Source organism: Brevibacillus sp. MS2.2, from assembly GCF_013284345.1.
GTDB classification, from domain to species: domain Bacteria; phylum Bacillota; class Bacilli; order Brevibacillales; family Brevibacillaceae; genus Brevibacillus; species Brevibacillus brevis_C.
This window is the reverse complement of record NZ_JABSUZ010000005.1, coordinates 82,464-95,218: the sequence shown is the minus strand read 5'-3', so window position 1 is coordinate 95,218 and position 12,755 is coordinate 82,464. Positions and strand designations below refer to the sequence as shown.

11 protein-coding genes are annotated in these 12,755 nt (G+C 47.0%); all 11 read left to right on the top strand.

Annotation, left to right across the window (positions count from 1 at the left end):
* Positions 1-50 precede the first annotated feature (50 nt).
* The 11 genes from HP568_RS06055 to HP568_RS06005 all read left to right on the top strand — a co-directional run bounded on the left by HP568_RS06055 (position 51) and on the right by HP568_RS06005 (position 12,751).
* The gene (locus HP568_RS06055) at positions 51-842 is read left to right on the top strand and encodes an IclR family transcriptional regulator (RefSeq protein WP_254551048.1); all 792 of its coding nucleotides are present in this window, start codon (positions 51-53) and stop codon (positions 840-842) included.
* Positions 842-1,795 carry an ABC transporter ATP-binding protein gene (locus HP568_RS06050; protein WP_173628619.1) on the top strand — a complete coding sequence of 318 codons (954 nt, stop codon included), beginning with the start codon at positions 842-844 and terminating at the stop codon, positions 1,793-1,795. The genes HP568_RS06055 and HP568_RS06050 overlap by 1 nt, the downstream gene beginning before the upstream one ends.
* Positions 1,796-1,815: 20 nt before the next feature.
* Complete coding sequence (locus HP568_RS06045; RefSeq protein WP_173628618.1) at positions 1,816-2,802, top strand: ABC transporter ATP-binding protein; 987 nt, start codon at positions 1,816-1,818, stop codon at positions 2,800-2,802.
* Positions 2,803-2,870: 68 nt separating this feature from the next.
* On the top strand, positions 2,871-4,451 hold the full coding sequence (locus HP568_RS06040) for an ABC transporter substrate-binding protein (RefSeq protein ID WP_173628617.1): 1,581 nt from the start codon (positions 2,871-2,873) through the stop codon (positions 4,449-4,451).
* A gap of 69 nt (positions 4,452-4,520) precedes the next feature.
* On the top strand, positions 4,521-5,456 hold the full coding sequence (nikB, locus tag HP568_RS06035; RefSeq protein WP_048032782.1) for a nickel ABC transporter permease: 936 nt from the start codon (positions 4,521-4,523) through the stop codon (positions 5,454-5,456).
* Positions 5,453-6,364 carry an ABC transporter permease gene (locus tag HP568_RS06030; RefSeq protein WP_173628616.1) on the top strand — a complete coding sequence of 304 codons (912 nt, stop codon included), beginning with the start codon at positions 5,453-5,455 and terminating at the stop codon, positions 6,362-6,364. Before nikB ends, HP568_RS06030 begins: the two co-directional genes overlap by 4 nt.
* A gap of 12 nt (positions 6,365-6,376) precedes the next feature.
* Complete coding sequence (locus HP568_RS06025; protein WP_173628615.1) at positions 6,377-9,574, top strand: M14 family metallopeptidase; 3,198 nt, start codon at positions 6,377-6,379, stop codon at positions 9,572-9,574.
* Positions 9,546-10,193 (top strand): pyroglutamyl-peptidase I, encoded by a 648-nt coding sequence (pcp, locus tag HP568_RS06020; protein WP_173628614.1) that lies wholly within the window; start codon positions 9,546-9,548, stop codon positions 10,191-10,193. Before HP568_RS06025 ends, pcp begins: the two co-directional genes overlap by 29 nt.
* A 31-nt stretch (positions 10,194-10,224) precedes the next feature.
* Complete coding sequence (gene pxpB, locus HP568_RS06015) at positions 10,225-10,974, top strand: 5-oxoprolinase subunit PxpB (protein WP_048032786.1); 750 nt, start codon at positions 10,225-10,227, stop codon at positions 10,972-10,974.
* Positions 10,975-11,982 (top strand): 5-oxoprolinase subunit C family protein, encoded by a 1,008-nt coding sequence (locus tag HP568_RS06010; protein ID WP_173628613.1) that lies wholly within the window; start codon positions 10,975-10,977, stop codon positions 11,980-11,982.
* A gap of 4 nt (positions 11,983-11,986) precedes the next feature.
* A complete protein-coding gene (locus tag HP568_RS06005) occupies positions 11,987-12,751 on the top strand; it encodes a LamB/YcsF family protein (RefSeq protein WP_173628612.1) in 765 nt (254 codons plus the stop codon).
* The last annotated feature ends 4 nt before the right edge of the window (positions 12,752-12,755 follow it).

Here is a 12,755-nt window from a genome sequence, read left to right as displayed (position 1 = left end):
AAAATACAAAATAACGTTCCGTATTTTGGGACAATTGAATGGTGATGAAAATGGACAAAACAGAAAAAACGGCAAACCGAAGTGTGTTAAAAACGCTAGAGTTTTTAGAATATTTTATCCAAAACAGTGAATTAAGCCTGGCTGAGCTTGTCGAGTTGTCGGATATGCCGAAGAGTACGGTGTTTCGAATTCTTCAGACGCTCGAAATGCGCGGCTTTGTCTCCAAAACGACCACTCATAATCCGCCTAAATACCAATTGGGATTGAAGCTGCTGGAGTTTGGGAACATTGTTGCTCAACGGCTGGAGATCAGGAAAATCGCGCTCCCGTATATGCAGCAGCTGCGGGATACGGTGGATGAGGCAGTCAACCTGATTATTCGTGATCAAGACGAAGGGGTTTACATCGAAAAAGTCGATACCCGCCAGTATGTTCGTGTATATACGCAGGTAGGTAGAAAATCACCGTTGTACGCAGGGGCATGCCCGCGCATTTTACTCTCATTTCTGCCGGATCAAGAGATCGAAGAATTGTTGAACCGGGTAGTCATGAAGAAAATCTCACCAGACACCAATACAGACAAAGATCTGCTATGGCAATGGATTCACGATGCACGTGAAAATGGCTATACAGTCAGCTACGGTGAATTGGAGCCGGATTCCGCAGCCATTGCTGTACCTATTCGAGATTTTACGGGACAAGTCATAGCTGGATTGAGCTTGGCTGGAGCTACATCACGCTTCCAGCAAGATCGATTGGAGTATTTGGTACAGGAGACAAAAGCAGTAGCGAATCAAATCATGAGCAAGCTGGGATATTCAGATGCAAAGGCGGGACTTTGATGCTGGAAATCAAAAATCTTCAGACGAGATTCCGAACCGATAATGGAGAAATTACCGTTTTGGATGGTGTTAGTTTTCAAATCAACAAAGGGGAGACGATTGGCATCGTAGGGGAGTCGGGTTGTGGAAAAAGTGTCACCTCCCTATCCATCATGGGGCTTCTGCCGAGAACCGCGCGAATCACCGGAGGAGAGATCCTGTACAACGGTGAAAATCTGGTTGCCTTTTCCAAGGATCAGATGAGGAAGGTCCGAGGAAAAGAGATCGCGATGATTTTTCAAGAACCGATGACCTCACTCAATCCGGTTTATACAATCGGGGCGCAGATCATGGAGCTCGTCTTGAATCATACAAGTATGAACAAAAAACAAGCCAAAGAGCATGCGATCCAAATGCTGAAGCTGGTCGGGATTCCGAGAGCGGAAGAAATCGTTGATGAGTATCCGCATCAGCTATCTGGCGGGATGAGGCAGCGTGTGATGATCGCGATGGCAATGTCCTGTAGTCCATCTCTATTGGTTGCAGATGAGCCTACGACTGCACTAGACGTGACCATTCAGGCGCAGATTCTTGACCTGATGAGAGAGCTACAGCAGAAGAGCGAGATGACCATCATGCTGATCACGCACGATCTTGGTGTGGTAGCAGAGATGTGTGATCGGGTGGTTGTCATGTATGCGGGGCAAGTCGTCGAGGAAGCCGAGGTCGAAAAGCTATTTGCCACTCCAAAGCATCCGTACACGGTTGGTTTGTTGGGCTCGATCCCGGATATGGACACAGAGCAGGAGTACTTGTTTACGATTGGCGGGACCGTTCCGAGTCCAGGTCAGATGCCCCCAGGCTGCCGTTTTGCTGAACGTTGCCAGAAGGCGATTGACAAATGCTACGAGCAAGCACCACCGTTATTCGATTTGAATGATGGTACAAAAAGCAGATGCTGGCTGAATGAGTAAGCGGAAAGGATGTGAATCTTTTGGAAAAGTCAGAATGTAAGCCCTTGCTTGAGGTGAGAGGGTTAAAAAAATACTTTCCGATTCGCAGTGGATTATTGAAGAAGGTAACGAATCACGTCAAAGCTGTTGACGATCTCTCTTTTACCGTTGCAACAGGGGAGACGCTCGGAATTGTAGGTGAATCCGGTTGCGGGAAGTCAACCACAGGCAGAGCCATTCTACGATTGCTCGAGCCTACGGGTGGCGAAGTGATTTTTCAAGGAGAGAATTTAGCGGCACTTTCCCCATATGAGATGAGGATGAAGCGAAAGGATTTGCAAATCATTTTCCAAGACCCGTTCGCATCCCTCAATCCGCGAATGACAGTAGGGGAGATCATAGAGGAGCCAATGATCATATTCGAACTGTATGAAACTGCAAAAGAACGCAAGGCAAAAGTAGCGGAATTGATGCAGGTTGTCGGTTTGAAATCGGAAAATTCAGAGCGTTTCCCTCATGAGTTTAGTGGTGGTCAGCGACAGCGGATCGGCATTGCACGTGCACTAGCACTAAATCCCAAGCTGATTGTGGCAGATGAGCCAGTATCTGCGCTCGATGTATCGATTCAATCCCAGGTATTGAACCTGATGAGAGATTTGCAAAAGCAATACGGACTCACTTACATATTCATCTCTCACAACTTGAGTGTCGTGAAGCATTTTTGCGACAGGATCGGCGTGATGTATTTGGGACGGATGGTTGAGCTGGCACCCAAAAATGCGCTATATGAAGAGCCGCTGCATCCTTATACGCGCTCATTACTGTCAGCAGTTCCGATTGCCAAGCCAAAAACGAAGCGTGAGCGCATCATCTTGACTGGAGATGTACCGAGTCCTGCGAATCCTCCGAGTGGTTGCACGTTTCATACCCGTTGTCCGGATTGTATGGAAATTTGCAAAACGGACAAGCCCGAATTTCAATCGATGGGCGATGGTCGATATGTTGCCTGTCATTTGTATAACCAATAGGAACAAATGACGGTCTATCATATTTTTTCAACATGAATTCCAGAACGAAAAGAAAAGGGGGACTTGTTTTGAAAAAGAAAGTAGGTATCACCGCTTGCTCCGCATTACTCGTGCTAGCTGCTGCTATAGGCGGATGTTCGAGTAAGCCGGCTGACACTGGCACACAGGCAAATCCGCAATCTAAGACAGAAGCGCAAGCTCCGGCAAAAAATGAACTTACACTTGGTGTGAATGGAGATCCGCACTCTTGGGATCCGATTGATACGTTTTTGCTTGATTGGAGTACGGTAGCAACATCTGTATTTGAAGGCTTAGTCGAGCGTACCACTGACTTGAAAATCCAGCCAGGACTCGCTGAATCGTGGGAGTTCAAGGATGACAAGACCCTTCAATTTAAACTTCGTCAAGGAGTTACCTTCCACAACGGCGAGCCATTCAACGCGGAAGCAGTGAAATTTACATTTGATCGCCTGCTTGGTGAAGAAGGGAAAAAAGGACCACAGCAAGCGAACTATGCGTCGATTGACCGTGTAGAAGTGGTAGATGAGTTTACAGTCAATATGATTCTCAAGGAAAAAGATCCTGTACTCCTTACAAAGCTGGCAGGTTATGGCGGTGTGATCGTTCCGCCTAAGTATTACAAGGAAAAAGGGGACGAGTACTTTAACACGCATCCAGTAGGTACGGGTCCTTTCAAAATGGATAGCTATGAAAAAGATAACAAGGTTGTACTGGTGAAAAATGAAAACTATTGGAAGCAAGGTCAACCGAAGCTGGAAAAAGTAACGTTCCGTTTTATTCCAGAAGCGACTACACGTCTAGCGGAAATGCAAACAGGTGCCATCGACATTATGAAAAAAGTCGAGATTAGCCAAACAGAATCCATCAAGGGCATGTCTGATCTTGAACTGATGCAAGTCGGGTCGCCCACCGTTTATTCGATTCGTTTCAATACATCGATGAAGCCAGTCGACAATGTAAAAGTCCGTGAAGCGATTGCTTACGCGATTGATGCAGACTTGATTATCGAAACGCTGCTCGGCGGATATGGTAAGCGTGTCAATTCATTCCAAAGCGATATGTCTTTCGGCTATGATCCTAACCTGCCATTACGTAATTATGATCCGGAAAAAGCAAAACAACTGCTCGCAGAAGCAGGCGTAAAGGAAGGAACTGAGCTTGATCTCTTCCTCCCTGGTACAGATGCTACGTTTAAAGAGGTAGCGCAAGCGATCGAAATGCAATTAGGCCAAGTCGGTCTCAAGGTGAAGCTGAATCTGGTGGACGCCTCCACATTTACTTCTGACCTCATTCCGAACGGAAAAGCAGGACATATGTACCGGAATGGCTGGGGTGGATGGACGCTCGACTTTGATAATACTGCCTATCTGATGTATCACAAAGGCGAGTTCTGGAACCCTGATTTCTATGACGAAAAAGTAGAGGAGCTCTTGAAAGCAGAACGCTCCACATTTGACCAGGAAAAGCGTCTGGCAGCATTTAAAGAACTGAATCAACGCCTGTATGAGCTAGTCCCAGATGTACCGCTCTATCAAACGATCAACCTGTGGGCTGTAAACAAACGAGTAAAAGGCTTCCAACCTCCGGCAGATGAACGTATCGATTTACGCGAAGCATCGGTTGAATAAGAATGTTTTGAACAGGGGAGTAGAAGATGTCTCTTCTATTCCCTTCACTTTTGATAAAGGAGGAGCGGGATGGCAGCCTTTTTAATTAGACGTCTACTACATAGTGTTTTTGTCGTTCTTGCTATTACTCTTGTCATTTTTGTCCTGGTACGAATGACTGGTGACCCAGTATCGATCATGTTTCAAGCAGGTGAGCCTACCAAAGAGGCAATTACTGAGCTTCGGAAAAATCTCGGTCTGGACGAGCCCGTTCATGTACAGTTCGGGCTTTATTTAAAAGATATGTTTACCGGTAATTTTGGCACGTCTTTCCGAACGGGTGAGAGCGTGATCGACATGATGAAAGAGAAGATGGGAGCAACTTTGCTGCTTGCCTTCGGGGGAATGTTTGTCGCCCTGTTGATTGCGATTCCAGTAGGGATCATTTCCGCTGTTTACAGAGGCAGCGTAGCTGACTTTTTCGGACGTATTTTTTCATTGCTAGGAATCTCTTTTCCTAACTTTTGGTTAGGGATTATGTTAATCATCATATTTGCCGTTAAGCTGGGCTGGTTTCCTGCTTCTGGTTATGAAGGTCTGGAGTATTTGGTTCTGCCTTCCGTTGCACTCGGACTCATCTTGTCAGGAATTTTAGCTCGATTAGTTCGCTCTTCCATGCTGGAGGTAATGAATCAGCAATATATCAATACGGCCCGTTCCAAAGGGATCAAGGAATGGCTTGTCATCATCAAGCATGGCTTACGAAACGCATTAATCCCAACGGTAACCTTTATTGGATTGCAATTTGGAACGTTGTTGGGTGGTACCGTGATTATTGAGCAAGTTTTTTCATGGCCAGGTATCGGGCGTATGCTGATTGATGCGATATCGCAACGTGATTTTCCAGTGATTCAAGGCTCTGTGATTATCTTGTCTTTTTTGATGATCTTCGTGAACCTGTTGGTTGATATCAGTTATGGCTTTATTGATCCACGTATTAGGCAGGGAGGAGGAAAAAGCGAATGACGACAGCGACAGTTACAAACAATCAGACCAATCCACCAATCAAAAAACGTGGAAAATGGAGCAAAATGGGCAGAAGATTCGTTCGAAATCCGTGGGCAATGACGGGGATGTTCTTGCTTATGCTTGCCGTCATATCCGCACTTTTTGCACCGGTAATTGCGCCATCCACTCCTGATAAAGCTGATTTGCGTGCACGGTTGGTTGCTCCCTCGTGGATGGACGATACGGGGAAGTCCGAGTATTTGTTAGGTACGGATCAGGTAGGACGTGACTTACTGAGCCGGATCATTTACGGAGCGCGAATATCGTTATTGGTTGGTGTCGTATCCGTATTGATTTCCTTAGTTATCGGGGTGATTCTGGGCCTCATCGCAGGCTTTTACGGGCGCTGGGTAGATGATTTGTTAATGCGCTTGGCAGATGTACAGTTGGCATTCCCTTTCATTTTGTTTGCGATTATTGTCATGACGGTCTTTGGGGCAGGTCTATGGAAGCTCATACTTGTTCTGGGGATCAGTAACTGGGTAGGCTTTGCGCGACTGGTTCGAGGACAGGTCATGAGTGTAAAAGAAATGGAATACGTCCAGGCTGCCAAAGCAATCGGGGCTACGAATTTTCGGATCATCAGAAAACATGTCCTGCCAAACGTTTCTTCTTCGATCATCGTATTGGCAACGTTAAATGTAGCCACCAACATTTTGTTGGAAGCATCGTTGACGTTTATTGGATTGGGTGTAGACCCTTCGATTCCTACATGGGGCGGCATGCTGGCAGACGGTCGCAACTATCTGGAGACGGCATGGTGGGTTGCTACTTTCCCTGGCATCGCCATTATGATTACGGTGTTTGGAATTAACCTGCTGGGCGATTGGCTGCGTGATGAGCTAGATCCAAATCTGCGCGTGTAAGGGGGCTAACCAATGAGAGGGCTAGGTGATATTTTTACAACGAAAGGGTTAGTTGCGGACCGAAACAATGACGGTGTAGCTGATTCATTGTCTGTTTCCTTCTGTTTTCAAACGGGAATCGTCGTAGAAGGATTCATTGATTTTTGTGCCCGATTAGGCCTTGAAACAAGTGAGCTGGATCTGCCTTCCATTCGTATGGAAGATTCACCGATGGTTGCTAGCAGCACGAAAAGCGGTGAGTGGCTGTGTACAGTATGTATCGAGCCATCTTGCGACGTAGATGAGGCGTCATGCACTCTCGATCGAGGGAACAATCGAATTGCTTTCGTTGGTGGAAGCGAGGAGAGTCTTAGCCGATTACTGCGCTGGATGGCGGCATATTGGACAGATGGAGTACATGCAACGGCTTCACTCGGTGACATTGAAAGGATTCGTTGTTCTTTACAGGAGGTTCAACTATATGTTCGTGCGGATGCTTCACCTGTCTGTCAGATTGCGATACCCCAGTACGCGATGATGAGCTCGCATGAGGGAAGTCCTAACGTAGAGAGACCAACTCCACTTGATAGTCTGACAGAGCTATGGACAACGGCAGGGTTCTATCAAGCGGGGCGTACGGATTTAACGAGTCGGACAGATGTATTTTTTACAGGAATCCATACTGTAGAGGCGGTTATGTCTGCCGCCCGCTTTGCAGCTCGGATTGGTCTAGCCTCGACCGGGATACATTTCCCGCTCACAGGAGAAGCAAATCGGATTGCGGAGCTCACTTTTTCCTTACACATGAATGGTGAAGCACCTCTTGCAAGTGGAGTGGTCGAAGTAATCCCGGACCCTAGAGAAAAGACAACAAGAATCATCCAGCTTTCAGGGGGAGGACAAGCGATAGTTGCGGCGCTTGATTATTTCGGGACTGCCACTTCGCACCGACTCGGGGGGACTTTTGGTACATGGGAAGAATCAGACGAGCCAAAAGAGAAGGAATTCCCCCTATTTATAGAGAAAACATGGAAAGACCAGGGCGAACGAAATGAGATAGAACAGTTGTTTCATGAGCAGTTAATCGCGATTGCTAGTCAAAAGGAGACGGCCGGGTGCTTATCGTCTCCGCTTGCGGTCACCGCTTTTTTGTCCGAACCAAAAGAAATTCGACGTGCGTTGGAGCGATGCTGGAAGAGCGCAATCACGGAGCTGCTTCCGGATAACGATAATACGGTACATATTCACTCTGCTTTTAAACCAGGTTTGTGCTGGATAAAAGAAACGATTTTGCCGTCTCTTGTACGAGGGGAACGAGTAGAACGAATTTTGATCTCTTTCCAACGAGAAGAAAGAGAAGGCGGGATGGAGCTTTCTCATCGATGGCTTCAAGAATTATACCCCGTTGATCAGTTGTTGGAAAAAGAATTGGGCTTGTCTTTGGCGCAAATATCATTCGTGATGGATGAGAACCTACCGACTACTTACCAAGTCGAGGCTTGGGGAGTCGGATTTGCGCACTTAGGTACATGGAATTTGGATGTACCTGTATCTACAGTGCCGTATGCTGACGAGCAAAGTCGAGCTTATCCAACTACGTCAGGGCTCTTCTTCTCCTATGAAACAACAAAAGAACAATTCTTGGTTCCTACGGATCGAGAGAGGTTTTGGCAATTCTATACGCAGCAATTTTTACCTGAGTTGACAGAAGAATTGTTATGTAAACAAAATGAGCCGTATCAAGGAAACATTCCGCTCTTTCATTCGATAGAGGTAACCGTCACTATGAGTGAACAGGAAGAACGGCTAGACATAGACGAAGAAACAATATCGTCGTTAGAAGCGTTGCATGAAGATATTTATTTTTATACGCTGGACTACTATGCGTATTTGGGTGAAAGAAAAACGGGAGTGGCGTGGAATTCTCCTGGGGCGGTGCGACCATTTGTAAAGGTCAAGCCAGCCAGCTCTCCAGAGGCAACCATTCGCGTAAAAGAATATAAAGAAGAACAAGCTTTCTCTATCAAAACGACTCATTTATACTTCGAGGCAGAGCAATCTGCTCCTGTAAAAGCTCGCATCCTGAGAACGAACGAAAAGAGTACCAGCATCGAAGAACGGAAGCTTCCTGATCTACACCGAAACCATCATCCAGATATGGGCGAATGGGCAGAGCTGGCTACACATCCGTCTGTACATATGTGGGAAGTAGAGAAATCGTTTGAAGGACGGCCGATTTTTGCGGTGGAGGTAACAGCACCCCAGATTTCCAAATACGTATCAGCTCACAAGCTATCTCTGTATAAACCAACCATTTTGCTCGAAACCGGACATCATCCAAACGAGGTTTCCAGCATGCCTGCTGCACGTGAGCTGGTGGCAGAGCTCCTAACCGAAAGAATGGAGTGGCTTACTCGTTTCAATCTGGTCGTGATTCCATTTGCCAATCCGGATGGGGTCGCACTTCATCAAGAGCTCGTCAAGGATAATCCATTTTGGAAGCATCATGCTGCCCGTTATAATGCCGTTGGATTAGAATATACCAATCACCGTTTTCAGCCGAGTGTTTTTGGCGAATCGCGGGTAGTTCCCCAACTGTTTTATCGCTGGTTGCCGGATGTGATCATCGATGATCACGGAATCCCTTCGCATGAATGGACACAACCATTCGCAGGGTACAATAGCCCGCCGAGATTCCCTGTATCTTATTGGATGCCGATTTCACTCTTTTACGGAATTGGCCGCGAGATGGAGCGATCTGACTATCCTCATCATGCTGTCGCTCTTGATACGATTCAAAAGGCAGCCGAGGAAGGGCTGAGACATCATCCGCGTCTTTGGAACAAAAATAAACGCTTTATCGAGCGCTACATTCGGTATGGACATAACTGGGAGCCCGCCATTTTCCCATTGCCTACAGATCAAGATTTCTTGTTTTATCGTTGGCCTACAAAGCCGAACAGAACCTCTCCTTCCTTGCTCTCTCGTTTTCCTGAATGGGTGACGCTTGATTTAATAACGGAAGCGGCTGATGAGACGGTCGCGGGAGGAGCATTGCGAGATTGCATAGAAACACATAAGGTTTTCAATCGTGCTGTCATGGAGTGTGTGGCATCTAGCCCACGGCGTGTTTCTCGACAGTATGGACAAGACCATATTCGACTTTCACGAATAAGACCGATGCGGATCGGAGGAGACAATCATGAAGACCATTTTAGTAACAGGGTTTGATCCTTTTGGTGGAGAAACGGTTAACCCTGCTTGGGAATCGGTAAAAGAGCTGGGAAAAATCGAGTCTGATTTGTATAAAGTAGAGCTGCGCCAAATTCCTACGGTTTTTGAAAAATCTATTGAACATTTGTACACAGCAATAGAAGAAACGAATCCGGACATCGTGTTATGTATCGGTCAGGCAGGTGGACGAGGAGATATTGCGGTTGAGCGTGTAGCCATTAACGTCAATGATGCTCGAATCCCGGATAATGAAGGAAATCAGCCGATTGACACACCGATCAGGGAAAACGGTCCTACTGGCTACTGGTCTACATTGCCAATCAAAGCGATTGTACATGAGTTAAAACAACAAGGAATTCCGGCTTCTATATCGCAGACGGCCGGTACCTATGTGTGCAACCATCTTTTTTATGGATTGATGCATTACCTTGCTGAGAAAAAAGCTTCCGTACGCGGAGGGTTCATCCATATCCCTTATTTGCCTGAACAGGCTGCAAGGCAAGCAGGGCAGCCAAGCATGGCATTAGAAACCATTGTAAAAGGCTTGCGATTGGCAATCGAGACGACCATATCTAATGATCGGGATATTGTCATGGAAGGCGGACAAATTAGCTGAGAAGGAGGAGAAACCCTCCTCCCTTCCATTCATGTGGCAGTGCCGATATTCGAAAATGGAGGGAAAAACGTTGCCTAGATATGAATTCTCTCCTCTTGGGGACTCGGGTGTCATGGTCAAACTAGGAGAGGTTATCGATCAACTGACCCATGAGCAGGTCATCCTATTCTGTGAATACCTACAGGAGCATCCTTTCCCCGGTATGATCGAATCTGTACCTGGCTTTACGACTGTTACAGTCTATTACGATCCGATTACTCTTTTCGATCCACTTGATGATATTTTGCCATACGATCGTGCCGTTGCTATTCTTGAGCAAATGTCGCAGCAAATCTCCAACACTCACTCTAAAGAGTACAGACTGGTAGAAATCCCGGTTTGTTATGGTGGGAACTTTGGTCCAGATCTGGAGGTAGTCGCCAAACAAAATGGTCTTAGTATAGAAGAAGTGATTTCGATCCATTCGACAACAGAGTACCTGGTGTACATGATCGGATTTGCTCCCGGCTTTCCGTATCTCGGTGGAATGGATGAGCGACTGGCCACGCCGCGACGTTCCTCGCCACGGCTATCTATTCCAATGGGGAGTGTAGGGATCGGAGGATTGCAAACAGGTATTTATTCGATAGAGAGCCCAGGTGGGTGGCAAATTATCGGAAGAACACCACTGCGCTTATTTCAGGCAGGTGAAAGCTCTCCAAGTCTCTTGTGCGCTGGTGATAAAGTTCGCTTCCGTCCTATCTCCGAGCGGGAATACGAAAACGGGGAGAAGGTGTACTAAGTGAGTATAGAGGTGATTACGCCAGGACTTTGCACGACTGTTCAAGATACAGGTAGATTTGGCTTTCAGCAGTATGGGGTCAGTGTCAGCGGGGTGATGGACAAGCAAGCTGTACAGATTGCGAACATGTTAGTTGGCAATCAACAAACGGATGCGGTTCTGGAGCTGACGATGAGAGGTCCAAGCTTATTGTTCCATAAGGACATGCTAATTGCCATTTGTGGTGGTGACTTCAAAGTCACGATCAATGATAGATCCGTCTTACCCAATCGAGCAGTCTGGATCAGGAGTGGAAGCATCTTGAAGTTTGGCCTGGCCAAGGAAGGCTGTCGCGCCTATCTCGCAGTCGCAGGCGGATGGGATGTGCCACTTGTGATGGGAAGTCGCAGTACGAATCTCCGTGCAAGCTTCGGAGGCTTTGCGGGTAGAATGCTTGCGGCAGGAGATAAGCTAGTTCAAAGCTCTCCAGGTTCATTCAGTCAATTTCTCGCTAACCAATTGGAAAAAAAAGCAGGAGCAGCTCCCTTCTATCAAACGAATTGGTTTATTCCTTCTAATACGTTTGTCAAAAATGGAGAAGCGGTTGTACGGGTGATACAAGGGGAGCAATTCGCAGATTTTACAGAAGAGAGTCGTCAAAGCTTTTTCGAACAAACCTTTCAAGTGTCTACTCAATCAGACAGGATGGGGTATCGTTTAACAGGACCGGCGCTCGAACTTACGCAGTCAATGGAACTGATCTCGGCTGCGGTCACCATTGGTACGATACAGGTTCCACCAAACGGTCAACCTATTATCCTGATGGCAGACAGACAAACCATTGGCGGTTATCCGAAGATAGGCTATGTGCCGACTATAGATTTGCCGATCGTCGCCCAGTTGCGGCCAGGCGAAAAGATTCACTTTCAAGAAATTTCTCTGCGTGATGCTCAAAAGGCGCTTATCGAGAGGGATTCATTGATGAAGGCGATCAAGCTTGGTATAGAAGTAACCGTGGGATGGAGGTAAAAAGATGAAAACAGTAGATCTAAACTGTGATATGGGAGAGAGCTTTGGCGCCTATCAGTTGGGCAACGATCAAGAAATTTTGTCCTATATCACCTCTGTAAATGTGGCATGTGGTTTCCATGCTGGCGATCCTGCAACGATGAGAAAAACAGTAAGAATGGCAGTAGAGGCAGGTGTGGCAATCGGTGCCCACCCTGGATTCGCTGATTTGATCGGTTTCGGTCGCCGCAACATGGAGATTTCCCCTGAAGAAGCCTACGATCTAGTCGTGTATCAAATCGGCGCTTTGCAAGCGTTTGTACGGGCAGAAGGGGGCGTCATGCATCATGTGAAGCCACATGGGGCCTTGTACAATATGGCAGCCACAAGACCCGCTCTGGCCGAGTCTATCGCCTTGGCCATTTACAAAGTAAATCCGGAACTGATACTGTATGGCTTGGCCGGAAGTGAATTGACGCGTGCTGGGGAAAAAATCGGTCTTGCTACGGCTCACGAAGTGTTTGCCGACCGTACATATCAGCAGGATGGCACACTGACACCGCGCAGTCAGCCGAATGCGATGATTACAGACCAACAGCAATCTCTTCAGCAAGTCATTCGTATGGTAAGTGAAGGACTTGTCTTGACCCAGCAAGGCGTGGATATCCCGATTCAGGCCGATTCCATTTGTATTCACGGCGACGGTGCCCATGCGTTGGAGTTCGCGCAGAGCATCCGAGAAGCTTTGTCAGGAGCTGGTATTACAATCGCAGCACGAAAAGCTCGATAGACAT